The sequence below is a fragment of the Vibrio intestinalis genome, from assembly GCF_025195085.2.
GTDB classification, from domain to species: Bacteria; Pseudomonadota; Gammaproteobacteria; order Enterobacterales; family Vibrionaceae; genus Vibrio; species Vibrio intestinalis.
Genome location: NZ_JANAVY020000007.1, coordinates 13,125 through 36,067, shown reverse-complemented (window position 1 = coordinate 36,067; position 22,943 = coordinate 13,125). Strand labels below are relative to the sequence as shown.

The window sequence follows — 22,943 nt, the reverse complement described above, 5'->3', positions numbered from 1 at the left end:
CTTGAGGGGAGTGATGAATAATCTGTATCAAGTAACACCTTTTCGAGCTCAACAATTGCAAAAGCTTCGAAACGTTAGGATGCACTCCCCTTGCATTATTCAAGTTGTCTCCGGAAGTAAGCGTTTGTACTGGAGAGAATCTGCGATGATTTTGACGCCTTCGAACCTATTACTGTGTGAAGCTTCCACTTCGTTGAGCTTTGAAAACTTACCGAACAAAGGATACTTTCTCTCTCGAGTGTTTAGTTTTCATTACCCACCAAGCGATGCCACCATTGATCTAAGTAAGCACAATGCGGCCAATTTAACATCCCCAGTATATGGCACTGACAAGGCTCTAGAAGTTACGCTAGATGTTTTATCTACTTTTGATCTTGGTCTCTTTAGTCAAGACACGCAGATGTTTTGGTTAAATGCCTTATATCAGCAACTGGCGGAGCGTGGCATTCTGCATTTGTTATTTTCTAAAACAGGCATCCCTTTTAACCAGCGCTTAAGTCGCTACCTTGCGCATAGCCCCAGCGATGAACATACCCTTGAATCATCGGCTCAGCATTTCGCAATCAGCCGCTCGACCTTAATCAGAAAACTAAAGCAAGAAAACACCAAGTACAAAGAAGTTTTAATTGAAGTTAGGCTCAATCATGCCCTGTACTTAATGCAAAATGAAAAACAAAGTATCACGATGCTCGCACAAATGTGTGGCTATCAATCTGAAGCGCGCTTTAGTCAGCGCTTTAAAGAAAAGTTTGGAATTACACCAAGCGAGTACCTAACAACAATCAAAACTTAAAGCGGTAAACAATCGAGTTATATATGAAGGTGACATTATTGAGTTGAGAGTTTGATAGCTCAATAACAACAAAGCCCCAGCATTTCTGCTGGGGCTTTGTCGAATAATGGAGGCGCCTCCCGGAATCGAACCGAGGTCCACGGATTTGCAATCCGCTGCATAGCCACTCTGCCAAGGCGCCTTACATATTGTATTGAGATGGTGCCCCGGGCCGGACTTGAACCGGCACAACGCGAACGTCGAGGGATTTTAAATCCCTTGTGTCTACCAATTCCACCACCAGGGCACACAAATTACTTTGTGATGCCGTTTAATGAGATAAACACCATCTTTAAATTTGGAGCAACACACTAGGTTTCTATCCTAAACAAAAGGGGATGACCTCAACCTTGGTAAGGTTGCGCTCAATAACTGAGCTAGTGTCGCTTTTTATTCTACTTAGAGAAGTAGAATGGAGGCGCCTCCCGGAGTCGAACCGAGGTCCACGGATTTGCAATCCGCTGCATAGCCACTCTGCCAAGGCGCCTTACCGTTTGAACGCTTTGAATACCCACCGCTGCGTTCGGGTGCCTACTCTACGGATTAGAAAAAAAGAGTCAAACAAAAATCGACATAAATCTGTTTGTTTGCCGACAAATAGAACAATTCGGTGATGCTTTGATCTAATTGAATAAAATCTGCCAGTCATTTAGCACTATTGATATAGGCTAATCGTACCCTAGCGCGACACGCTCTAGTTTCTTCAAGCCTTTGACAACCAGCTCATACGAGCGCTCGCAAAGGTCATGCACTAGGCCATCTTCCACATCGCCCGGGTAATACACGGTGATCCAATGACGTTTATTGGTGTGGTATCCCGGAGTAATATCATCAAACTGCGAAGTCAGCACTTCTCCATCTTCTGGCTGTACTTTTAACGTGACGTATTCACGCCCCTCGCGCTTGGCGAGAATGGCAAACATCTTGCCCTTTACTTTGTACACCAATGCATCAGGGCCGAATGGGTAATCGGCCTCAGCCGCCATAAAAGTATCTAGATATTTGGCTAATTCCTTATTGGTCATCATCGGCTCCTATTCAAATTGACCTAACCACCCGCACAATAGCTGATTCAGTTGCTCGCGCTGATCTACAGGAATTGATTCCACCAGCTGAGTTTGCAGCGCGACATGCTCTGATATTAGAGGATCAATTAAAGCAAAACCTTGATCAGTGAGTTGAACTGACACACTGCGTCTATCTTGTTCACTGTGAATGCGAGCAATCAATCCTTTTGCTTCCAATCGGCTAAGGCGATTGGTCATCGCGCCTGAGGTCAACATTAAAGCAGAAATTAACTCACTTGGCGTCAAACAGTAAGGTGCTCCGCTGCGCAATAAACTCGCCAATACATCGAACTCGCCTAACTTAAGCCCATGCTGTTTATGAAGCTGCGCTATTTGAGTTTCGAGATGTTTCGTCACCCGCATCATTCGGCCAATGATCGCCATTGGCTGGGTATCTAATTTAGGTTTTTCCTTTGCCCATTGGCAAATAGCGTTTTCAACAGTATCCATTTGTCACCTAATGACTGCTCAAATATCTTTACATAAAGTCACTTTATATAAAGATACTTTACATTACGCCTTCGCAGCAGTAAATTGGCGATATATCTTCACGTAAAGATAAATGAATGAATTATGATTTTTCTCGCAATGATCCCGGCCTTTTTTTGGGGCTCAACCTACGCTGTCACTCAATATGCTTTGCCTGATTGGCCGCCGATATTATTGGGCGCGCTACGCGCACTTCCAGCAGGCTTGCTCTTGCTCGCGATAAAACCAATCTGGCCTAAAGGCAAACAATGGCTTCAACTCGCTTGTTTAGGGACAATCAACATCGCGGTGTTTTTCTGCTTAATTTTTGTCATGGCGCTTACTTTACCTTCAGCAATATCCAGCGTCGGTATGATGTCATTACCCGTGTTTGCCATGGCTTATCATTGGTTATTACACAAACGCACGCCCAGTGCAGTGCAAATTGTCAGTGGCACGCTACTAGTCGTTTTTGCATGGCTGCTATTTAGCCCGGGAGAGATGGCGCTCAACCCACTAGGCTTACTGGCAATGCTCGCGGCCATCATCAGTATCGTGATAGGCAGTGACGTAACTAAGTCTCTCGCAAAACAGATGCACTGGTGGCAGGTTTTGGTCTGGCAGTTAATCTTAGGCGGCGTTGTGCTAAGTGTTGCGGCATTGTTTGATGGTGTTCTCAACCCAGAGCGCTACCTCCATGCACTGCAACATATAAGTCTATTAAACCTTGGTGGTTTAGCTTGGGTCATTTTGCTTAACACTGCACTTGGGTACGGTTTGTATGTATGGGTACTACAAAGAATGACGGTGGTTGAGTTTACCTTTGGCGGGATTGCCAACCCGATTGCAGGTATAGTGTTTGGCATGGTGCTGATCGGCGACGACTACAGCCCGACTCAATACTTACTCATGGCGGGAATGGTTGCTATGTCGCTGTTACCACAGATAGTCAGCGGGTTGAAAAGGAATAAAGAGCAGAAAGTGGCTTCTACCACTTTCTCATCAAACGACCAACCAAGTTAGGGTGATACGACCAACTGTGGTCAAACATACTCAATAGATCTGGGTTACCATACTTAGACAAGCTAATCGCATGGAAGCGGTTAGAACACGCTTTAAGTGCAGCCACTTGTTGCTGCGCTTCTTCCACTGGACATGGCGCAATAAAGTCCGAAATCACCACCATATCTGCGTTGCGATATTGATCGCCTTGCATCAGTTCAACCGTTTGTTTAATGACAGGCTCTAAGTCCGTTCCGCCGTGAAAGCTATAACTTAGAAAGTCGCTTGCCTCACGCAGTCCGTCTTGTTTGGTCAATTGATAGGTAATCAACTGGGTAGAAAATAGAATCACGTAACAGTCTCTATCTTCTGCTAGCGCTATTTGCATCAGAGCATACGCCATCGCTTTTGCGCATTGCTCGGGAAAACCACTCATAGAGCCTGACGAGTCGATACATACGATAAATGGGCCTTTATCGATATCCGCGGTTTTATTGTCTGGCTTATGCGCTCTTACTTTGCGTAAGGTGCGAGATTTACCCTGCATGCGATAGTTCATTAAGCGCTTATCCACTAAATGCTTGTAGAACACCACTTCCAACTCTGGGTACGCTAGGAACATAGTCTCATTTGGCAGCAGCTTATTGAGATCATCACTTTCATGAATACCGACAATATCGTCTGTCGCTTCATCGGATTTCTCTTCCACCATTTGCAAATCATCGGCGGGCGTTTTGAACAAACTCGGATCGCTCACATCACTTGCCATACGGCCAAGTTTTTCAGCGATCTCTTGCAGCGCTTTGTGCTTTTTCAAGAACTCAGCGTGACGTTTCATGACACTCAAATCAGATTTGCTAAGCTTGGCCGACGCCATATCCCATAAACGGCCAACGCTGCTTGCATCCCCTTCTTGCGTCACTTTATCCATGTTTTTCATGGTTTCCATGCGCTGGTAGAGATCTTTAAGTACTTTCTCTTTGTTGACTTCGAGCTCGTTTAACTGCGCTTGGCGAACGGCCTCCGATAGGCTCTTATACCATTGGTCACAGAAGTAATGAGGGAACATAGGGTTATGTAGCCCTTTGTTGTCTTCCATTAATTGGCGAGCTTGCATGTAAAAACTGCTGTGCCACTCTAGCTGCTTGATCACATCAGGAATACGCTCAAAAAACTCAGCTTCGTCCCAATGGATGACTTGTTGATACAAGCCGATCTCTTGTTGAAAATACTCGGTATCACACACTTTAGTGATACGTTGCTTTACACTGCTGCTCCACTTAGCAAGGTGGCTTTTTACCGACGCTTTCACGCCGTTATTCTCGGCCATCGCAATCACTTGTGAGCGAACCATAACCTCGTTTACTGCGGTATCAATAATGCCGGAATCGGCCACCATTAACGCAAGGTTTAACCCATCAACACCTAACATCACAAACCCTTAAGAGAAGAACTGATCAAGATTGTTGAATCTAAACACAGTGCGCTCGCACTCTGTTTTGGTCGATTCTAACTGTTGAGTCAGTTGCTGTAGGCTGGCTTCCATCAACCTTGGTAGTTCAGGGTTAACAAAACCGTGTGGCAGTGCGCCACGGAAGTTTGATTTTACCTGACGTAAATGATGTTCTGCATGAGTTAACTGAGCTAGTGCCTGCTGGGATTTGCTTTGCCACTCTTGATACAAGGACGCGTCCAACCCTTTATTGGTCACCAATCCAACCAATACCGCGCGGTTTGCGATGTCTTTAATCACTAGGTTGTTGGCGGCATCCATCTCAAAGCGAATACGGCACAAGCTAGTATTTTGGTTAACATAACCATACACATCGCCTTGGCCATCTTTGATTACACGCTCAAGTTCGTTTTTCGGCACGTACACCCAGCGGCTGTCGCCTTTTTCAGATTCAGACACCGACATATTACTTTGCAGTAGTACCAGCTTAACCAAATCCGTCGCGTTACCCACCTTGTATTGCTTGGCTTTAGAAATATCAAAATGATGAATTTGCTTTTTAATCAGTCCCGTTGTCGATTCCATCGACAACATCATCGCAAATTCAGACTCTAACTCTTCTTGAATCTCAGCAAGGTCTTCGCGGCACACGCTGATTTGGTGCTCCACTTCTTGCTGGTCAAAAGCGTGTTTCAATGCAAATTCTTTAAGCACACTTTGCACGATTTCTAGTGACTCAGGGCTGTTCCACAAACAATCTTGCAATAACAGCAGATCAAGCGGATTGATTTCATCGCGGCCGTTAAAATAGGCGCTCGCTTTAAGCAACTTAACCGCCTTTTTCCAGCGACGGTCTGATACATACATATCCGATTGAGCAAACTCGACACCTGCCTGTTTCGCTTTCTCTTCAAGCATGGTTTTTAATTGGTATAGCTTTTCGAACACCTCATTGCTTAAGGTTAAGCGTTCAAGCTCTTGTTGCCATTGGTGGTATTCTTGATCAGTGATGACCAACTCTTTCGGCACTTCCGCCTCTTGTACCGTTCCCACAGTCAGCATAGATTTGAAGTTTTGCTTATTCTGGATTCGGTTGACGAAAATGCGCACCAACATACGGTCATATAATGCTTCTAAACCGCTGTCTTCATCAGGTAGTTCGTTTGACGCAGAAACCAGCAAACGCATCGGCACACGTTCAATATCGCTACCGTTTTTGAAGGTTTTCTCATTCACCACGGTCAACAAGGTGTTGAGTATCGCTGGGCCTGCTTTCCAGATCTCATCTAAAAACACCACTTGTGCGGTTGGCAAGTATCCTTTAGTAAGGCGCAGATAACGGCCATTGTCTTTGAGCTCTTGAATACTTAATGGGCCAAATACTTCTTCAGGCGTTGAAAAACGCGTCATTAAATATTCAAAGTATGAGGAGTGATCAAACGCTTGAATGAGGCGTTTGGCGATAAGACTTTTTGCGATTCCCGGAGGGCCAAGTAGAAAAACACTTTCACCCGCTAACGCTGCAAGCAAACACATTTTGATCGTATCTTCACGTTCGTACACCCCATCAGACAAGGCTTTTGCTAACTTGGTAATACGTTCAGAGAGCAAAGCTTTATTTGAGTGACTCAATCTAGATGTGTTGTTCAATGTAGAGCTCCTAAGCAGCTTGTCACCCCTTATCTGGCAATGGCTGAGGCCATCTTCACAAGGTAACAAATCGAGAATCGGACCAACCTTTATAGCAGATGGCCCATAGACGAAACTCGCTGCAATCATTGTTTGCATTATTGGGAGTCACTTCACAAGTGCCATGCCGCATAAATCAGCAGCCGATATTATTCACCTTTTATTCGCCCTCAATAATCGCTAATGTAACCGCAGCGCTAAGAAAACAACGAATTACAATAAATGACACCTACGAATCAGAAAACAGTGCTCCATAAATGGAAGCGAATTGCCTTAGTTGAAGAAACCGTTGAACTGCCAAATGGCTCTAACATCGTACATACCACCATTGCCCATCCTGGGGCCGCGGTAATCCTACCAATTGATGAACAAGGTCGAGTCGTTTTAATCAATCAATTTCGCCCTTCACTTAAAAAATGGCTGATTGAACTGCCTGCCGGGACGCTCGAAGATAACGAGCCCATAGCTGAATGCGCAGCACGCGAGCTTGAAGAAGAAACCGGATACAGCGCCCAACAAATCATTCCTATGGGGCAAGTTACCCCACTCGCCGGATTTTGCGATGAAATTCAGTACCTTTTTGTCGCAAAGGGCTTAAATAAAACCGCTCGTTACCAATGTGACGACGATGAAATCATCGAAGTGATACATTTATCAGTTGATGAACTAGAACAAATGATCATTAATGGAGAGATTAGCGATGCTAAGAGTATCGCCTGTCTTAGCAAAGCCAAGTTGTGTGGCTACATATAGGAATTTTAGATGGACTTTCGTTCTGACACCGTAACTCAACCTACCCCTCAAATGCGCCAAGCCATGGCTCAAGCACCTGTTGGTGACGATGTTTATGGTGATGACCCAACAGTTAACGCATTGGAGCAATGGGCTGCAGAGCGACACGGCTTTGAAGCCGCCTTATTTACCACATCTGGCACTCAAGCAAACCTTCTTGGTTTAATGGCACACTGTGAACGCGGTGATGAATACCTGTGTGGTCAACAAGCTCATAATTACAAGTTTGAAGCGGGCGGCGCTGCAGTATTGGGCTCAATCCAGCCTCAACCGATAGAGAACAACCCTGATGGCACCATTGATTTAGATAAACTTGCGGCGGCCATCAAACCAGATGATTGCCATTTCGCTCGCACTAAATTGCTTAGTCTAGAAAATACCATCAACGGTAAAGTGTTACCGATGAGCTATTTGGCTCAGGCACGTGAGTTCGTCGATACCCATAACCTATCCCTTCACCTAGATGGAGCGCGAGTGTACAACGCAGCAGTCGCACTCGATATTGATGTAAAAGAAATTGCTCAATACTTCGATTCAATGACGGTCTGTTTGTCGAAAGGGCTTGCCGCTCCTGTTGGCTCGTTGCTACTGGGTGATAAAGCCTTCATCGCCAAAGCGCGCCGTTTACGTAAAATGGTCGGTGGTGGAATGCGCCAGGCGGGCATCCTTGCAGCAGCGGGAAAACTCGCACTGACTGAACAGGTCGAGCAGCTTAAACAAGATCACCTAAATGCTAAGCGCCTCGCGCAAGGACTTGCGGAGATCAAAGGCTTCCACGTCAATCCTGACTTCGTGCAAACCAATATCGTGTTTGCCAAACTCGGTGAAGAGATCGACGCAAAAGCCTTAGTTCACTATTTAACGGAGAAAGGCATCACAGCTTCAGCGGCAAATCCAATGCGCTTTGTCACCCACAAAGACATTTCCGCGCACGATATTGAAACTGCCCTCTCAGCGCTTGCGCAGTTCCGCTAGATTCACGCTCTTTATCATATTGAGCTTCCCCTTAGGGGAAGCTTTACAATAAAAACAAATCAAATATAAAAAGCACTTAAGCAATGCGTAAATTCATTCTCTTTTCATTGGTTCTTATGACGAGTAACGCTCAAGCTGAGCCATTTGGTAATGCTGAGTTGGGCAAAATTAAATCGCCTAGCTGCGTATTTTGTCATGGTGAAACTGGGGAGGCACTCAACCCGCGCTACCCACACTTAAACGGCCAAAACGCGCAATATCTCTATCAATCCATGTTGGACTACAAAAACGGCAAGCGCACTAGCCCAATGGGGCAAATGATGAAAGCACAGTTGAAACAACTTAATGAGCAAGATCTAAAAGACATTGCCGCTTTCTACGCCGAGCAAAAATAACTTTGTATTACTCCACTCCAACTCCAAAAAACGAAAAGGGCCGCCTCAACAGGCAGCCCTTAATATCAACTGAGCGAGTTTAGTTACTCGTAGTCTGATGCGTAAGTTTCTTCGTACGTGTGTGAGTACAGCTCAAACAGGTTACCAAACGGGTCTTCCATGTAGATCATTTGTGCTGGCTTGCTGTCGTCTTCTGGGTGGTAGCGCATGATATCCATACGAGCTTTACCACCAAACTCTTCAACGCGTTTGATAACGCCATCAAAGTCATCGGTTTGAAGACAGAAATGGAAGATACCAAGGCGAGAGAAATCTACTTCGTGGCGCTCTTGACGTTCTTTCATTTCAAACAGCTCAACACCAATACCATCTGTGGTTACAAGGTGAGCAATGTTAAAGCCTTTGAAGCCTTCACCAAACACGGCAATACACATACGGCCGATTGCGGTTTCACGCTCTTCAATAACTTTTGTGTTGTTCATTACAATACGTAGTCCAAGCGCTTTGGTATAAAACTCTACCGCTTTATCCATATCGCCAACCATGATGCCTACGTGATTCATTTTCATAATCTGCTCCAAATTCTTAGGGGTCTTTCGTTTCGTTGGATGCAGTATATGGAGACATTTCAATTTCAGAAAATTATCAATAATTATAAATATAATAACGTTACGTTATCAGCATTGATGAACACAAATCGCTAAAACACGAATTGCTAAAAAAGAAACGGCTCTATGAATCCCATAGAGCCGTTAATCCGTTCACTGTTTCAGATTGTGCCGCTTCATCACTATTTGTTTAACTGGAGTAAATCCCACTTATTGCCGTACAAGTCTTGAAATACCACCACCGTGCCGTACGCCTCAACGCGAGGCTCTTCGGTAAACACCACGCCGTTTTCCTTCATGCTGTTGTAGTCTCGCCAAAAATCATTGGTCTGGAGGAAAAGAAAGACTCGCCCACCAGTCTGATTACCAATGGCTTGCTTTTGCTCTTCGGTTGTCGCCTGAGCAAGAAGCAAATTCGTACCATTTGAATTGGGCGGAGACACCTGAACCCAACGTTTACCACCACCTAAATCGGTATCTTCGACCAAGGAAAACTGCAGTTTTTGAGTGTAAAAAGCGATCGCATCATCGTAGTTATCAACCACAAGGGCGATGTTGCCAATTTGCTGTTGTAGTGACGCAGACATAAAGAAACCTAAGATTATTAATTACAAAGGCGAGTATACGTGACTTCTCGCCCTTCCACAGCAATACATCTTTCGGCTATTGAGTACATTATCCCTCTTGTACAAGAACATCGGTAATGAACTGCTTGTGCTTAGATAGATAATCAATATCTGCCAAGTAAGCCAAATGATGGCCATCGTTGATATTGTCGAGAAAACCGGCGTGGCCTTGCGCTGCTTGAGCATGCATAAAATTAACTAAGGTTTGCAGCCTCTCTATCATTTTCTCAACCAAGCTGCTTCGCTCTGTGATAGCTAAGCCATAAGCGTCGCAAAACTGCTTTGCTCTTAAAGACTGCGCGGCAATATCACCCATGGCATCAAACTCGTTGGTTTTAAACGGCGCCCAACAATAAAGCGCGTAAGCGATATCCCAAGCTCTAGGTGCTGGGTGAGCCGTATCAAAATCAATAATACCGACCGTTTGATCGCCTTGTAAAACGACATTGTAAGGAGCGTAGTCACCATGACAGATCACTTCCATCGGTTCGCGACTTGGAAGCATCCACTGTAAGTTGTTCTTTCTCTCCGCCGATAAGAACGACTGCGAAGCATCGTGGTATTGACGCAACAACCTCGCCGCCGAGATCAAAGCGCTATTTGAGGCGATATTTCCTGTCAGCGGGTAGTTTGCTACGTCACCTTCAACGTAAGAGAGAATCTCGTTGCCACTGTCATCAAAACCAAACGGCAGCGGAGCGCCGCCAAATCCTGATTTGGCAATGTGAGCCAACAGATCTTGCACTGTTTCCGACCAATCGCCTTTAGGTCGGTAAACTTTTTCATCAGAACGATAGATCGAGTGTTCTCGACCACCTTGAAGCTCTTCCATTGCATTCCTTTTATCCGGCTAAATTGATGTTCAAAGCCTGTCACCAGACTTTGAACCCGTTCCGAATAGCAGGTTAACGGCTTGGGTCATTCATGAACACTGCGACATCGCAGTTAATCGGTCGAAATAACAGTTTTGCTTAGTGCCGACCATGCCCCTTGATTAACTGAAGGCCATATTGGCCGCCATCACAAGAAGCAGCGCCGCAAAAATTTTCTTGATGGTCGCGACTGGCATATGATGGGTCGCCTTTGCACCTAATGGCGCGGTAAACCATGAGGTACAAACAATACCGAGCAATGCAGGCAGATAAACAAACCCTGCAAAGCCCTCTTGTAGCGAAAAGTAAGCACTACCTGAGCTGATGTAACCCACCGAGCCAAACAAGGCAATTACGATGCCACAAGCTGAAGCACAACCAATCGCTTTTTTGATATCGAGAGAGAAGAAGGTTAATAGAGGTACTAAAAGCGCCCCGCCACCAATGCCTATCATCGCTGACAAGCCCCCTGTGATGGTGGTAAGAACGGTTAAAATCCCTTTGTTCGGCATGCTGCGTTTTGTTGATTCTCCACCACTGAAAAACATTTTCAAAGAGATGAGCGCCACACTGATAGCAAAGACAAGTCGCACCACGTTTTCTGGTAGCAAAGCTGCCATGAATCCGCTCACGAGAGCACCAAGGGCAACGCCTGTCATGATCCAAGGGGCAAGGCTCCAGGGAACATTACCATTCTTATGGTGGGCAAGTGCAGAAGAGGTAGAAGTGAACAATATAGAAGCTAAAGAGGTCGCAATGGCTGCAACCACAATCTGTTCAGAAGGCAATACTTCAAAATGAAGCAAAATAAGACTGAGTATCGGGACGATCACTAACCCTCCGCCAATGCCTAGCAATCCGGCCAAAAAGCCAACCACACTGCCTAATAACGCGCAGCATACTATCAGTAATACGAGTTCACTCATTCCTTTGATCTCACAATATAATTAGGGTTATTTAACTGAATATATAAATCGTTCCATATTAAGGGCAAATAATATAACTGACACTTAATTGAATATTCAAACACTAATCATCATGAATATTTCTCATGTAGCACGTGAAATAATACCACTATTAATCATCCCCTACTCAATCTATAAAAACGTTACGCACTTAAAAACAATACTGTTCATCTCTGATATTGCTCGTCAGAGGCAAATAATAAAACAACAGTTTAACTAGGGTTATTATCACTCAGTTAATACAAGGCGTTAATTCAGCTTTCATCTAAGGAATAGGATACATAATTACAATGACTACAGATTTTACATTTGCGATCAATACCATTGGTTTCGATGAGAATTATCGCCCTGCTGACAATACTCGAATCACCACCAACTTCGCTAACTTGGCACGTGGTGATAGCCGCCAACAAAACTTGCGTAACGCACTGAAGATGATTGACAACAGTTTCAACGCTCTAGCTCATTGGGATAACCCTCAAGGTGATCGCTACTCTATCGAGCTCGGCATTGTTTCTGTTGATATGAAAATTGAAGGCAGCAATGAGGCATTCCCTTCAATTGAAATTTTAAAAACCAATATTATTGATAATAAAACCCAAGAAAAAATAGAAGGTATTGTTGGTAATAATTTCTCATCTTACGTTCGCGATTATGATTTCAGTGTATTACTGCTAGATCACAACAAAGATCAAGATACTTTTAGTATCCCTAATAATTTTGGAGAGTTGCACGGCAAGTTGTTCAAGTATTTCGTTGATTCAGAAATCTACAAACAACATTTCAATAAACGCCCTGTTATTTGCCTAAGTGTTTCCGATAATAAAACCTATCATCGCACAGAAAATCAACACCCTGTGTTAGGTTATGAATACCAACCTAATGATTCGTCATTAACTGAACAATATTTCCAAAAGATGGGCTTACAAGTTCGCTACTTTATGCCGCCTAACAGTGTTGCGCCCCTTGCTTTCTACTTCTTTGGTGACTTGCTTAACGATTACACCAACCTTGAGTTGATTAGCACCATCAGCACCATGGAAACGTTCCAGAAGATATATCGCCCAGAAATCTACAACGCCAATGCGGTCGCTGGGAAACGCTACCAGCCTAATTTGAAGAACCTAGACCATTCGTTAACGCAAATCGTCTATGACCGTGAAGAGCGTAGTCTGCTTGCGATCGAGCAAGGTAAGTTCGCAGAAGAGCACTTCATCAAGCCTTACCAAACTCTGCTTGAACAGTGGTCAGCCAACTACAGCGTTTAATTCTTCAAAAATAGAGCAAGATAGATTATGAAATTACTACTACCAACATCGACAGCAGGCAGCCTACCGAAACCGTCATGGCTCGCTCAACCTGAAAAGCTATGGTCTCCGTGGAAACTCGACAACGAAGAATTAACCGAAGGCAAACACGATGCTTTACGTGTTTCACTGCAAGAGCAGCAGCAAGCGGGCATCGATATTGTCAGTGATGGTGAACAAACCCGCCAACACTTTGTTACCACATTTATTGAGCAACTCAGTGGAGTGGATTTTGACAAGCGTAAAACGGTTAAAATTCGTAATCGCTACGATGCAAGTGTGCCTACAGTCGTAGGGCCGGTATCTCGCCAGCGACCAGTGTTTGTTGAAGATGCGAAAGTACTGCGCAAACAAACAGACAAGCCCATTAAGTGGGCACTACCCGGCCCAATGACCATGATAGATACCCTCTATGATGACCATTACAAAAGCCGAGAAAAGCTCGCGTGGGAGTTTGCCAAAATACTTAATCAAGAAGCAAAAGAACTCGAAGCAGCTGGTGTTGATATCATCCAGTTCGATGAACCTGCTTTTAACGTTTTTTTTGATGAGGTCAATGAATGGGGTATTGCGGCTTTAGAACGTGCGATTGAGGGGCTAAAATGTGAAACCGCTGTCCACATCTGTTATGGCTACGGCATCAAAGCCAACACCGATTGGAAAAATACATTGGGTACAGAATGGCGACAGTACGAAGAAGTATTTCCAAAACTGCAAAAATCCAATATTGATATCATCTCATTGGAATGCCACAACTCGCGCGTGCCCATTGAGCTGCTAGAGCTGATTCGGGGTAAAAAAGTGATGGTCGGTGCGATTGACGTAGCAACAGACGAAATAGAGACGCCAGAAGAGGTCGCGGATACGCTTCGTAAGGCTCTGCAATTTGTCGATGCAGACAAATTATACCCTTGCACCAACTGCGGCATGGCTCCCCTTTCTCGCTCTATCGCCAGAGGCAAACTCAGCGCATTAAGCCAAGGAGCAGAAATCATTAGAAAAGAGTTACAAGAACAACTGTAGCTTAACTCGAACACTTATAGACTCTCGGCAGATGTTATGCATCAGCCGAGAGTCTTTGACCTAATCCAAAATTTCGTGGCCTAACTGAGTCAAATAGCTCTTCATAAATTCCGTCCGCTTTTTCGCTTCGATTTTGGCCGTCTTGGTCTGCATCGACTCCACAAGACGAAATAACTTAGTATAGAAATGATCAACCGTGTACTGCTTATCGTCGGCCTCTCTGCTATTACAAAACGGGTCTTCTGAGTTGTATAAGTCCACTTGCAGCGCAGCGCTGACCAAAATACAGCGAGCGATGCCGATAGCACCTAGTGCGTCTAGTCGGTCGGCATCTTGTACAATTTGGGCCTCTAGGGTTTCTGGCGTGACATTTGCGCTAAAGCTATGGGCAATAATCGCATGGCGAACTGCTTGGTGATATTGAGATGGGTAGCCAATATCAACTAAAAACCGCAGTGCCTTTTCCGCTGCAATTTCAGAGCTTTTGGCTCGATCAGGATGATTTTTAGGGAAAGAGAAGCAATCGTGCAAATATGCCGCGGGCAAAACAACCTCAAGCTTCGCTCCTTCAATAGCGCACAGCTCTTTAGCTGTTTTCACTACCCTTTTTACATGGTTCAAATCATGGGCTAAATCTTGTTTCATCTCACTGCTGATGAAGTCCAAAAACTGCTTCTCGTATTGCTCTACCATGCGCTCTCCACTTAACTGCTTGCTAACTTAACCATCAGAATAGTAATACAAAACATGTTAGCAGATATCGAACAAGCAATTTTCCGATAAGCATATCATCCGTCTCTCCTCCTATTTAGATTGCTTGATGTGCTTATAGGTTTCTATCGGATTAAATGGGGATATATCGTTCGACTGAATCTCTCTGAGTTTTTCTGAATCCAACCATTTAGGAGGCTCTAACTGCACATCGAATTCTAGCCACTCTAAAATGATTTTCTGACTACTCAGCGATTCGTTATTCAGTGCCCGTTCAAAACTGTCCTGCTCCTTAGATGAACACTGGTCTAAAGCGTAACGAGAAAAATAGACAATCACTTCCTTTAACTGATTGTCGTCGACTTCTAATAACCAAGGTTGCTTTAGTAATAGGGCAGAGATCCCATTAGTTTGACTTAAACAAACATCCACTTTTTGCTCGTATAGTTTATATAAGTCGTACAGCCTTAAGTCATCAGCTTTTAAACCAGTACTCGCTAAAAGTGCGATGCTAGCGAGAAACTTCCATAACGCATTCCCAAAACTCACGCTCACCTCCTGTGGTCGACATCGCGGCATATGTTGCCTCTTCCCAAACACGATTTTTCAATATTGGATTAATACTTCCCATCGCATCTCCAAACTCTTCCCAATGATATTCATAAATATCTCTTGAGTAATTTGAAAACGACTTTTTGCTACCGAATATCTCTACTACGGGTGAAAACGCGAGTAACCCCGTTAGTTGATTAGCTAAATCAACCCTATTATTGATTCGATCGATAGCGTCTATAGATTCTTGAGTAAACCTAACTCCTTTAGTGTCGCATACTTTGCTCAATGACATACTCTCTCCTTTGTTCTTCAGCGTCTGCCTTCAAATTATGCATTAAAACAAAATCCCAAAAGTATGAATTTATGGGGAGTACTTTAACAAGCATCTAGCTTATTACCCGATTAAACAAGTACATAGCGACGTGCTGAAAATCGGTCGGAAAAATCGATTGCGAGCCAAAAACGCAAACAATCCACTGTATGCGTATGCCATTGACGTGATAACCTCCGGCGCTTCAATTATTTATTGATAACTCGCTAAGTATCTGAACACGATGAAATAAGGAAAGGCTGTGAACAGTAACAAACAATCCAAACAACCTACAATGTTCGACAATATTGTATCAGCGCTTGATGCAAGTAACTTTCTAGGCCAAAAGATACTTATTACAATTTGCTGTGCCGTCGTTCTACTATTTTGGTTTCAACCACTGGTCTACCAAGCTCGATGTGAAGACCATGGCCTGCTATTTCTCTACTCTCTGTCTGGAAAGCTCAGTCAGTTTGGGTATCAGATAAGAACTCAAAGTGGCCATGAAGGGATGTCAGACGGAACGGTTTACTGGTTCGTATTATGTGGCGTAATCGTATTAACAACATGGTTGAGAACTCGACACTTTAACGTCGCACCTTCTGTTCTTCTGGTATTGTCTACCACGTTTTTAGGGCTGACGGTCGTTATCGAATCATACTTTTGTATAACTTGGTTTAACATAACCATGTTTGTCGCAAGTTGCTTATGTCTCGCATCGAATCGACATCTTGATAAGATGTATAAGCAAATTGATAGAGTGAAACCAAACCTCTAGTTACTTACTCCCGTATCTTTAGCCACCATAGACGCGCGTTTGTGGTGGTTCACCACCTATTAAAGTGTTAGCAAATTTCTCCTGCTCCAAACTCGATGTCACCGTCTGTTTGAATGACGGTTTGAGCCATTATTTTCAGCCCATCAACAATGATATCTAAAGGCATGACTGGCTGTGACCCTGTCGTATCTTGCTCAGGCACCAAAGGTATATGCACAAATCCATGGGGAATAGACTGTCCTACCAAATAGTGTTGCAGCCCATAAAAAAGGTGATTGCAAACAAAAGTACCTGCGCTGTTTGACACCTGACAAGCTATACCCGCTTGCTGCAATTGCTGAGTGATAGCTTTAATTGGCAAAGTAGAAAAGTAAGCGGCGGGGCCATCTTCTACGATAGGCTGGTCAATAGGTTGATTCCCGGCATTGTCCGGAATTCGGTAATCATCGATATTAATAGCAATACGTTCAGGCGTAATCTCAGCTCGACCAGCGGCTTGCCCAAGAGTAATCACATAGTCTGGCTTAAAATATTCTATAGCCTCAATAACAACTTGAGTTGACTCAAATCGTGTTACGGGCACTTGGCAGGTAACTATTTCACCGCCATTTAGCTGCTCACCATCTAGCCGTTTAATCACTTCTAATGCCGGGTTTATCTTCGCCCCATCGAAAGGCTCAAAACCCGTTACTAGTACCTTTTTCAAATCCCTTTCCTTCCATAGATAAAAGGCTTCCATTTACTAGGAAGCCTTATTTCACTTATTTTAACACGCACCTAAGCCGTTAATCATACAAGCAGTTATGCCAACAAAATATGTTTTAGCTCATCAATATGCTCAATGGTGTAACTTGGATTAATCTCTGCCGTACCCTGCTGCCTAGCATGGTTAAACCAGCAGGTATCAATACCGAAATTTACCCCACCTAGAACATCTGAGTGCAGGTTGTCGCCCACCATCAAAACTTTCGTTTTACAAGGCTGCCCCATCATCTCCATTGCGTGATGGAAAATGCCGGCATCAGGCTTCGCCACGCCCACTTCTTCTGAAATGATCACGTGTTCAAAGGTGTTACTTAGACCCATTTTAGCTAAGCGCACTTGCTGCAACTCGGTAAACCCATTAGTGATAATACCAAGCTTTGCTTTACCTCGAACCGCATCCAAAAACTCATTCACACCAGGGATCATGGTACAAATATCCGCCATAGCATCCAAGAAGGCGGAGTTTAGCTCTGCGGTTGTGGTGTTAAGCTGTTTGGCGTAAGACTCAAAGCGAATGTGTTTGATCTGCTGTGCGTCAATCACGCCATCTTGATAATCGCCCCAAAGAGGCTTATTGATTTTTTGATATTCTGCAAAGTCTTGCTCGGTAAACTCTACCCCTTTGCGCTTAAACATCAATTGCATGCCTTGGAAAGAATCAAAATGAAACAATGTTTCATCCGCATCAAAAAGAATCCAATCGTACTTCATGGCCCGTCCTACTTGTTCTTAATGGGTGTCAAACGTGATGAAACACCGCGAAGGGCTCACTCTAAACCATGTTTTGATTCGGCACAAACTAAAAAGGGATTTACAATGTAAACCCCTTTAGTTTCATTCGGATAGAAAACAATTAACGGTAAAATATCTTACCGGTTTGAACGTTGAGATAGATCTTATTCGCTTGCTTGTAGCCGCCGCAATAAACAAAGTACACGTCTTCTTCTTTGTAAGTCACTGAGCGAACCCAGCCATTCAGTTCTTCGAAATCGAGCGGAATGCAAATCCCTTCTTTGATCAAATCGTCGGTGGTTTTAATAAACACATCAAAGTACTGTTTAAAGTCATCCGAGCCTTCAATGTATTTGCTGATTGTCTCAATACGTTGCTGCTTGGTGATGGTTGGCGGCACTTCAAGTAATGCCTCCATCGGCACCCATTCCGCCACTTCAGGGCCATTTTCTTTATATACGTAATACGGCGAGATTCGTCCCCAACCATCGCGCTTTTCTAACACGTGCAGCTTGTCACCACGATAATGAACGGATTCAATAAACGCATCGTAATTAGGTGCTTCTCGCACACCGAGTTTTTCTGGGCTAACGTAGTAGTCCGTTTTCTCAGGTACAGGTTCAGGAACAGGGATAGGTTCGGTTTGAACAGGTTTAGCGGCAGGTTCTGGCTCTTGCTCTTCCTGCTGTGCATCTTGGCTTGGTTTTAGATAAAACATATAGTACCCACCACCAGCAAGCGCAATGCCCACCAGTAGTAACACAACCATCAGTACTTTTTTCATTTTACCGTCCAAGTTAAATTAAAGCTTAACTACTATAACGGCAAGTTGGTGAAAACTTTAGCCTTGGTTGCTTTCAAACAGCGCATCGCATTTGGCGGCGCAGATAAAGTCGTTTTCATGTAGTCCTTTTATTGAATGGCTCCACCACGTAACCGTGACTTTACCCCACTCCAGTACAATCGTTGGGTGATGAAACTCTTCCTCTGCTAATGAAGCCACTTTATCGCTAAATGCCCACGCCAATTTAAAGTTCTTGAAGCGATAGCTCTTTTCTAATTGTGGTACATCATTTCTCACCACTCTTTGCCAATCAACCAATTGTTTGAGCAATGCATTTTGCTGATCCGTGCTCAACGCTTGAGACTCGCCATTGCACGGCGCACACTGTTTGTTTATTAACATGTTTCTTCCCTCATTAGTTGCTTTTAAATTGCCGCCTTTTGCTCAAACAATGGTGCAAATAGTCCTTGCTGCTGCGCTTTGCCTACTTCTTGCATCAGATCGACCTGACTGAGTTGGTACAAATGACTAATTTCACCCAACACAAAATAAATAGGTTGCATGATATCGATACGATAAGGGGTTCTAAGTACGCGGTTAATCAAAAACTCCACCCGCTGAGCTTGATCACTTTCAAGGGCATAACGAGTCTCACCTGGAGATGAAAGAATGCCGCCACCATAGATTTTCAGCTTACCCATCTCCTCAACTAGGCCAAACTCAACGGTAAACCAATAGAGCCGTGCGAGATAAGCACGTTCTGCTGGCTCAGCGGCTTGCCCTAGTTGTCCATAAACATGAGTAAAGTGAGCAAAGTCTGGATTGGTCAACATAGCGCAGTGGCCATAAATTTCGTGGAAGAAATCTGGCTCTTGCAGGTAATCAAACTCATCTCGCGAGCGAAGAAAGGTCGCGACTGGGAAACGCTTAGCCGCCAATAATGCAAAAAATCGGTCAAAGCTGATTAATGCAGGTACCGGCTCTACCCGCCAACCTGTGGTTGCAAGCAAAACTCGGTTGATTTCATATAAGTGCGGTGCGCGTTCGGTGGGTAAGTCCAGAAGTTTTAAGCCATCAAGGTAGGCACGACATGCCCTTGTTTGTACCAGTTGCTGTTGCCGCTGTACTAAATCATGCCAGATTGAGTTTTCGTTATCGTCCCACGCAATTCGACCTTCCGTGTCGACTGGCTTAGATTGATACTGAGTCATACTGCACCTACCTAAAATCAAAACTCCCTATCTAAACCTTATGGCAATTTCAGAGATTGTTCCGCTATTTGACGCTTACATGAGCACTGAATTTTGTAACATATTTTTTACACACGCAGTTTTGGTTAACGCTCGTTTCATTGCTTCAATTTGAAAATGGTCAATAACGGTAAATACTTATATGACGCTAGGAGGTGTAGTTTATGTCTGAATCGAGCCCTTGCTGGGTACCATCTGCCAATCGTATCCAACATTCGAACCTGATGTCGTTTATGTCCTTTCTATCCACCAAAGGCATTACGTTATCGGATTACGCCGCTTTGCACGCGTGGTCGATACAACATAGTGATACTTTTTGGCAATTGTGGTGGCAATACGCGCACGTGATAGGAGAACAAAACCCGCCGATTAAACTATTGGGAGCCCCCAAACGACGCCTTGATCAGAAAGCCGTGCCCGCGCGTGACACTTTATGGTTCCCTGAATGCAAACTCAACTACGCTGAAAACTTACTTGAACTTCCCAACATGGCCGATGATGAATTAGCCATCATTTACCAACATGAGTCTGGAGAGCATCTACAGATAACCTGGCAAACACTAAAACAACAAGTGTCTTGCATTCAGCAATGGCTTATCTCATTAGACATAAAAGCAGGTGACATCGTCGCTGGTTACCTGCCTTATAGCTATCACAGTGTAATAGCGATGCTTGCTGCCACCAGTTTAGGCGCAGTGTGGACATCCTGCTCTCCCGATTTTGGCATAGACAGCGTGACCGAAAGGTTTGGCCAAGTTGCACCCAAGGCGCTGTTTACATGTGCACAATATCAATTTGGCGGCCAGCACTACGATATGCAGGATAAAGTCTCTGCATTGCAGGCCAAACTGGGCTCATTAAAGGGTATTTGCTTAATTGATAAAGCCCTAGAGCTAGATAGCTCTATACCAAGCACCGAGTGGCAAACGCTGCTCACAACGTTCTCTGCCACTAACATCCACTATTACCAAGCCAGTTTTAATCACCCGCTTTTTGTTCTCTATTCCTCAGGGACGACTGGCAAACCCAAATGCATTATTCACACCGTAGGCGGCACTTTGCTCAATCACCTTAAAGAGCATCAACTGCATTGTGATATTAAACCTAGTGATCGCGTATTTTATTTCACCACATGCGGTTGGATGATGTGGAACTGGCACGTATCAGCCTTAGCCTCTGGCGCTTGCTTGTGTATTTACGATGGCAGCCCGACCTACCCTGATATAAATAGGCTTTGGCAGTTTACGCGCCAACATAGCATCAGCTTGTTTGGCACATCAGCAAAATACCTAGAAGCATTACAAAAACAGCAATATCATCCTAATCGGCACTTTGCCCTTCCTGCGTTGCGCACCTTATGCTCGACAGGCTCAGTGCTCTACCCTGAGCAGTTCGATTTTGTTTATCAGCATATCAAGCAAGACTTACATCTGGCTTCGATCTCAGGCGGCACCGACATTTGCGGCTGTTTTGTGTTGGGCAATCCCATCTCCCCCGTTTATCGAGGTGAATGCCAAGGGCCAGCACTAGGCATGGATGTTGCGGCATTTGATCAACAAGGCGTAGCTATTACAGAGCATAGAGGCGAACTGGTTTGTCGCAATAGCTTTCCCAATCAGCCTTCAGGCTTTTGGCATGACGATGATGGCAGTCGCTATCACCAAGCGTATTGGCAGCGCTTTAGCAATACTTGGCACCACGGTGATGATGTTATGCAAACTAAGACTGGCGGGATGCGGTTTTTTGGTCGCAGCGACGCAACCTTAAACCCCGGAGGCGTGCGAATTGGTACAGGAGAGATTTATCGTCAAGTCAATCAAATAGCAGAAATTACTGACTGTATTGCCGTGGGTTATCCCGCAGACAATGACGAAAAGATTGTACTGCTGGTAGAGATGCAACAAGGTAAAACGCTGAGTATTGGAAAAATCGAGCAGATAAAACGTTATATCAGGATTCAGTGTTCACCAAGACACGTGCCATGGCAAATTCATGCGGTCAGTTCGATACCGAAAACACGCTCGGGAAAATTGGTGGAATTGGCGGTAAAACAGTTGTTACAAGGTCATGAAATAGAAAACCTCGGCGCTATTGCCAACCCCGAGGTCTTAAAGGAAATTTCAGCCATAGGTGAGGCTATTTGCGCGCCACCACCATAAGCACGCGGAACATGCCTTGAGTAGTTGATACATCAAACGGCACACTGCACGTCACTTCTTTAAAGCCAACACCAGTTAAAACACGCTCTACATAATCTGGGCTCATGGCCAGTTCTTCATCTTGCGCCGAAGCAAGCCAATCCCAATGAACAAAGTAACCGCCTTTTTCGAGCAGGCTATAGATAATGTCTGACACGTCAGCGTAGTTATCAATCAAGCCGCAGACGGATGACGCGACCACTAAATCAAACTGATTACGGAATGCTGGGTGCATTGCCACTAATCCGCGAGTAAGAAAGTCCACCACTGGCTCAACGTTGTAGAGTGATTTTTTATCCAATTGCTCAATCATGGCCTCTGAGCCATCCAAAGCGACAATGTCTTTTACTCGCTGCGACATTCTTTCACTGAGCAACCCGGTACCGCAGCCAAAGTCCAAGACGTGCCTGCCGCTGATATCGACCTCTTTTACTAAGCTTGAAAAAGCTTCTTCTGCAAAGGTAATGGTGGCTGGATCATTTTCCCAGTTTTGGGCGTGCTCATCCCAATCGATAGTCATAATACTCTCCCTGACATCATGCCTACTGAAGGCGAATTCCTCGCGTTAACCAACAATATATTAATTTTGACGTCTGCCAAACAGACATAGAACCAAACTTCAATTAATATACTTCAACAGCTTAGCGCTGTACTGTTACACGTTTATGTGCGAGAAAAACAATGATTACATACTATTCGTCAAACGCAAAGATGAATAAACATGCCGCATTTATGCATAAAACACATTTAACGTCAACGAATACTATATAGATCATTTACCCTAAT

At 44.4% G+C, this 22,943-nt stretch carries 26 protein-coding genes and 3 tRNA genes; 9 read left to right on the top strand and 20 right to left on the bottom strand.

Annotated elements, in window-relative coordinates; all coding sequences use genetic code 11:
• Positions 1-13: 13 nt before the first annotated feature.
• Positions 14-793, top strand: a complete 780-nt coding sequence (locus MU515_RS11625; protein WP_260260599.1) for a helix-turn-helix transcriptional regulator — start codon at positions 14-16, stop codon at positions 791-793.
• A gap of 107 nt (positions 794-900) precedes the next feature.
• On the opposite strand, the gene MU515_RS11620 is transcribed toward MU515_RS11625, so the two are convergent.
• From MU515_RS11620 to MU515_RS11600, 5 genes are all read right to left on the bottom strand, one after another.
• A tRNA-Cys gene (locus MU515_RS11620) sits at positions 901-974 on the bottom strand.
• Positions 975-992: 18 nt separating this feature from the next.
• A tRNA-Leu gene (locus MU515_RS11615) sits at positions 993-1,079 on the bottom strand.
• Positions 1,080-1,245: 166 nt separating this feature from the next.
• A tRNA-Cys gene (locus MU515_RS11610) sits at positions 1,246-1,319 on the bottom strand.
• A 181-nt stretch (positions 1,320-1,500) separates the two neighbouring features.
• Positions 1,501-1,857, bottom strand: a complete 357-nt coding sequence (locus MU515_RS11605; RefSeq protein WP_260260598.1) for an MmcQ/YjbR family DNA-binding protein — start codon at positions 1,855-1,857, stop codon at positions 1,501-1,503.
• Positions 1,858-1,866: 9 nt separating this feature from the next.
• Positions 1,867-2,349: a MarR family winged helix-turn-helix transcriptional regulator gene (locus tag MU515_RS11600; protein ID WP_260260597.1), complete on the bottom strand. Its 483-nt coding sequence runs from the start codon at positions 2,347-2,349 to the stop codon at positions 1,867-1,869.
• A gap of 120 nt (positions 2,350-2,469) precedes the next feature.
• Here MU515_RS11600 and MU515_RS11595 point away from each other — a divergent pair, with 120 nt between their 5' ends.
• Positions 2,470-3,390, top strand: a complete 921-nt coding sequence (locus tag MU515_RS11595) for a DMT family transporter (protein ID WP_260260667.1) — start codon at positions 2,470-2,472, stop codon at positions 3,388-3,390.
• Here the strand turns inward: MU515_RS11595 and viaA are convergent.
• Complete coding sequence (viaA, locus tag MU515_RS11590; RefSeq protein WP_260260596.1) at positions 3,356-4,801, bottom strand: ATPase RavA stimulator ViaA; 1,446 nt, start codon at positions 4,799-4,801, stop codon at positions 3,356-3,358. The two genes, MU515_RS11595 and viaA, sit on opposite strands and share 35 nt — an antisense overlap.
• A 9-nt stretch (positions 4,802-4,810) precedes the next feature.
• A complete protein-coding gene (locus MU515_RS11585) occupies positions 4,811-6,472 on the bottom strand; it encodes an ATPase RavA domain-containing protein (protein WP_260260595.1) in 1,662 nt (553 codons plus the stop codon).
• A 261-nt stretch (positions 6,473-6,733) separates the two neighbouring features.
• Here MU515_RS11585 and MU515_RS11580 point away from each other — a divergent pair, with 261 nt between their 5' ends.
• The 3 genes from MU515_RS11580 to MU515_RS11570 all read left to right on the top strand — a co-directional run bounded on the left by MU515_RS11580 (position 6,734) and on the right by MU515_RS11570 (position 8,673).
• Positions 6,734-7,264 carry an NUDIX hydrolase gene (locus MU515_RS11580; protein WP_260260594.1) on the top strand — a complete coding sequence of 177 codons (531 nt, stop codon included), beginning with the start codon at positions 6,734-6,736 and terminating at the stop codon, positions 7,262-7,264.
• A gap of 9 nt (positions 7,265-7,273) precedes the next feature.
• A complete protein-coding gene (ltaE, locus tag MU515_RS11575; protein ID WP_260260593.1) occupies positions 7,274-8,278 on the top strand; it encodes a low-specificity L-threonine aldolase in 1,005 nt (334 codons plus the stop codon).
• A gap of 83 nt (positions 8,279-8,361) precedes the next feature.
• Positions 8,362-8,673 carry a c-type cytochrome gene (locus MU515_RS11570; RefSeq protein ID WP_260260592.1) on the top strand — a complete coding sequence of 104 codons (312 nt, stop codon included), beginning with the start codon at positions 8,362-8,364 and terminating at the stop codon, positions 8,671-8,673.
• A gap of 83 nt (positions 8,674-8,756) precedes the next feature.
• On the opposite strand, the gene MU515_RS11565 is transcribed toward MU515_RS11570, so the two are convergent.
• The 4 genes from MU515_RS11565 to MU515_RS11550 all read right to left on the bottom strand — a co-directional run bounded on the left by MU515_RS11565 (position 8,757) and on the right by MU515_RS11550 (position 11,705).
• The gene (locus MU515_RS11565) at positions 8,757-9,242 is read right to left on the bottom strand and encodes a VOC family protein (RefSeq protein ID WP_260260591.1); all 486 of its coding nucleotides are present in this window, start codon (positions 9,240-9,242) and stop codon (positions 8,757-8,759) included.
• Positions 9,243-9,463: 221 nt separating this feature from the next.
• Entirely contained in the window at positions 9,464-9,868 is a 405-nt protein-coding gene (locus MU515_RS11560; protein WP_260260590.1) for a VOC family protein, read from the bottom strand.
• Between the two features lie 88 nt (positions 9,869-9,956).
• Complete coding sequence (locus MU515_RS11555) at positions 9,957-10,739, bottom strand: phosphotransferase (RefSeq protein ID WP_260260589.1); 783 nt, start codon at positions 10,737-10,739, stop codon at positions 9,957-9,959.
• A 162-nt stretch (positions 10,740-10,901) separates the two neighbouring features.
• Entirely contained in the window at positions 10,902-11,705 is an 804-nt protein-coding gene (locus MU515_RS11550) for a sulfite exporter TauE/SafE family protein (protein ID WP_260260588.1), read from the bottom strand.
• A gap of 329 nt (positions 11,706-12,034) precedes the next feature.
• On the opposite strand from MU515_RS11550, the gene MU515_RS11545 reads away from it, so the two are divergent.
• Together MU515_RS11545 and MU515_RS11540 are read left to right on the top strand one after the other, a co-directional pair.
• Positions 12,035-13,012 carry a DUF1852 domain-containing protein gene (locus MU515_RS11545; RefSeq protein ID WP_260260587.1) on the top strand — a complete coding sequence of 326 codons (978 nt, stop codon included), beginning with the start codon at positions 12,035-12,037 and terminating at the stop codon, positions 13,010-13,012.
• 27 nt (positions 13,013-13,039) lie between these two features.
• Positions 13,040-14,074, top strand: coding sequence for a methionine synthase (locus MU515_RS11540; RefSeq protein ID WP_260260586.1), 1,035 nt, complete (start codon positions 13,040-13,042; stop codon positions 14,072-14,074).
• Positions 14,075-14,134: 60 nt separating this feature from the next.
• On the opposite strand, the gene MU515_RS11535 is transcribed toward MU515_RS11540, so the two are convergent.
• The 3 genes from MU515_RS11535 to MU515_RS11525 form a co-directional block, all read right to left on the bottom strand.
• Positions 14,135-14,767, bottom strand: a complete 633-nt coding sequence (locus MU515_RS11535; protein WP_260260585.1) for an HD domain-containing protein — start codon at positions 14,765-14,767, stop codon at positions 14,135-14,137.
• A 111-nt stretch (positions 14,768-14,878) separates the two neighbouring features.
• On the bottom strand, positions 14,879-15,334 hold the full coding sequence (locus tag MU515_RS11530) for a hypothetical protein (protein WP_260260584.1): 456 nt from the start codon (positions 15,332-15,334) through the stop codon (positions 14,879-14,881).
• On the bottom strand, positions 15,297-15,632 hold the full coding sequence (locus MU515_RS11525; RefSeq protein ID WP_260260583.1) for a hypothetical protein: 336 nt from the start codon (positions 15,630-15,632) through the stop codon (positions 15,297-15,299). Before MU515_RS11525 ends, MU515_RS11530 begins: the two co-directional genes overlap by 38 nt.
• 280 nt (positions 15,633-15,912) lie before the next feature.
• Here MU515_RS11525 and MU515_RS11520 point away from each other — a divergent pair, with 280 nt between their 5' ends.
• Positions 15,913-16,428, top strand: coding sequence for a hypothetical protein (locus MU515_RS11520; protein ID WP_260260582.1), 516 nt, complete (start codon positions 15,913-15,915; stop codon positions 16,426-16,428).
• A 67-nt stretch (positions 16,429-16,495) separates the two neighbouring features.
• Here the strand turns inward: MU515_RS11520 and pcp are convergent, their stop codons facing one another.
• The 5 genes from pcp to phhA form a co-directional block, all read right to left on the bottom strand.
• Positions 16,496-17,134 carry a pyroglutamyl-peptidase I gene (gene pcp / locus MU515_RS11515; protein ID WP_260260581.1) on the bottom strand — a complete coding sequence of 213 codons (639 nt, stop codon included), beginning with the start codon at positions 17,132-17,134 and terminating at the stop codon, positions 16,496-16,498.
• Positions 17,135-17,229: 95 nt separating this feature from the next.
• Positions 17,230-17,904: a pyrimidine 5'-nucleotidase gene (gene yjjG / locus MU515_RS11510; protein WP_260260580.1), complete on the bottom strand. Its 675-nt coding sequence runs from the start codon at positions 17,902-17,904 to the stop codon at positions 17,230-17,232.
• A gap of 142 nt (positions 17,905-18,046) precedes the next feature.
• Positions 18,047-18,709: an SH3 domain-containing protein gene (locus MU515_RS11505; protein WP_260260579.1), complete on the bottom strand. Its 663-nt coding sequence runs from the start codon at positions 18,707-18,709 to the stop codon at positions 18,047-18,049.
• 57 nt (positions 18,710-18,766) lie between these two features.
• A complete protein-coding gene (locus MU515_RS11500; protein ID WP_260260578.1) occupies positions 18,767-19,111 on the bottom strand; it encodes a 4a-hydroxytetrahydrobiopterin dehydratase in 345 nt (114 codons plus the stop codon).
• Between the two features lie 23 nt (positions 19,112-19,134).
• Positions 19,135-19,920, bottom strand: coding sequence for a phenylalanine 4-monooxygenase (gene phhA, locus MU515_RS11495; RefSeq protein ID WP_260260577.1), 786 nt, complete (start codon positions 19,918-19,920; stop codon positions 19,135-19,137).
• Positions 19,921-20,123: 203 nt separating this feature from the next.
• On the opposite strand from phhA, the gene MU515_RS11490 reads away from it, so the two are divergent.
• Entirely contained in the window at positions 20,124-22,118 is a 1,995-nt protein-coding gene (locus tag MU515_RS11490; RefSeq protein WP_260260576.1) for an acetoacetate--CoA ligase, read from the top strand.
• Here MU515_RS11490 and MU515_RS11485 read toward each other — a convergent pair.
• Positions 22,096-22,677 (bottom strand): class I SAM-dependent DNA methyltransferase, encoded by a 582-nt coding sequence (locus MU515_RS11485; protein WP_260260575.1) that lies wholly within the window; start codon positions 22,675-22,677, stop codon positions 22,096-22,098. The two genes, MU515_RS11490 and MU515_RS11485, sit on opposite strands and share 23 nt — an antisense overlap.
• Positions 22,678-22,943 lie beyond the last annotated feature (266 nt).

What these genes read in the sequence shown, in the direction of transcription:
- MU515_RS11625 (WP_260260599.1), top strand. Translation starts at nt 14, where the DNA reads ATGAATAATCTGTATCAAGTAACACCTTTTCGAGCTCAACAATTGCAA.
- MU515_RS11605 (WP_260260598.1), bottom strand. Translation starts at nt 1,857, where the DNA reads ATGACCAATAAGGAATTAGCCAAATATCTAGATACTTTTATGGCGGCT.
- MU515_RS11600 (WP_260260597.1), bottom strand. Translation starts at nt 2,349, where the DNA reads ATGGATACTGTTGAAAACGCTATTTGCCAATGGGCAAAGGAAAAACCT.
- viaA (WP_260260596.1), bottom strand. Translation starts at nt 4,801, where the DNA reads ATGTTAGGTGTTGATGGGTTAAACCTTGCGTTAATGGTGGCCGATTCC.
- MU515_RS11580 (WP_260260594.1), top strand. Translation starts at nt 6,734, where the DNA reads ATGACACCTACGAATCAGAAAACAGTGCTCCATAAATGGAAGCGAATT.
- ltaE (WP_260260593.1), top strand. Translation starts at nt 7,274, where the DNA reads ATGGACTTTCGTTCTGACACCGTAACTCAACCTACCCCTCAAATGCGC.
- MU515_RS11570 (WP_260260592.1), top strand. Translation starts at nt 8,362, where the DNA reads ATGCGTAAATTCATTCTCTTTTCATTGGTTCTTATGACGAGTAACGCT.
- MU515_RS11565 (WP_260260591.1), bottom strand. Translation starts at nt 9,242, where the DNA reads ATGAAAATGAATCACGTAGGCATCATGGTTGGCGATATGGATAAAGCG.
- MU515_RS11560 (WP_260260590.1), bottom strand. Translation starts at nt 9,868, where the DNA reads ATGTCTGCGTCACTACAACAGCAAATTGGCAACATCGCCCTTGTGGTT.
- MU515_RS11555 (WP_260260589.1), bottom strand. Translation starts at nt 10,739, where the DNA reads ATGGAAGAGCTTCAAGGTGGTCGAGAACACTCGATCTATCGTTCTGAT.
- MU515_RS11550 (WP_260260588.1), bottom strand. Translation starts at nt 11,705, where the DNA reads ATGAGTGAACTCGTATTACTGATAGTATGCTGCGCGTTATTAGGCAGT.
- MU515_RS11545 (WP_260260587.1), top strand. Translation starts at nt 12,035, where the DNA reads ATGACTACAGATTTTACATTTGCGATCAATACCATTGGTTTCGATGAG.
- MU515_RS11540 (WP_260260586.1), top strand. Translation starts at nt 13,040, where the DNA reads ATGAAATTACTACTACCAACATCGACAGCAGGCAGCCTACCGAAACCG.
- MU515_RS11535 (WP_260260585.1), bottom strand. Translation starts at nt 14,767, where the DNA reads ATGGTAGAGCAATACGAGAAGCAGTTTTTGGACTTCATCAGCAGTGAG.
- MU515_RS11525 (WP_260260583.1), bottom strand. Translation starts at nt 15,632, where the DNA reads ATGTCATTGAGCAAAGTATGCGACACTAAAGGAGTTAGGTTTACTCAA.
- yjjG (WP_260260580.1), bottom strand. Translation starts at nt 17,904, where the DNA reads ATGAAGTACGATTGGATTCTTTTTGATGCGGATGAAACATTGTTTCAT.
- MU515_RS11505 (WP_260260579.1), bottom strand. Translation starts at nt 18,709, where the DNA reads ATGAAAAAAGTACTGATGGTTGTGTTACTACTGGTGGGCATTGCGCTT.
- MU515_RS11500 (WP_260260578.1), bottom strand. Translation starts at nt 19,111, where the DNA reads ATGTTAATAAACAAACAGTGTGCGCCGTGCAATGGCGAGTCTCAAGCG.
- phhA (WP_260260577.1), bottom strand. Translation starts at nt 19,920, where the DNA reads ATGACTCAGTATCAATCTAAGCCAGTCGACACGGAAGGTCGAATTGCG.
- MU515_RS11490 (WP_260260576.1), top strand. Translation starts at nt 20,124, where the DNA reads ATGTCTGAATCGAGCCCTTGCTGGGTACCATCTGCCAATCGTATCCAA.
- MU515_RS11485 (WP_260260575.1), bottom strand. Translation starts at nt 22,677, where the DNA reads ATGACTATCGATTGGGATGAGCACGCCCAAAACTGGGAAAATGATCCA.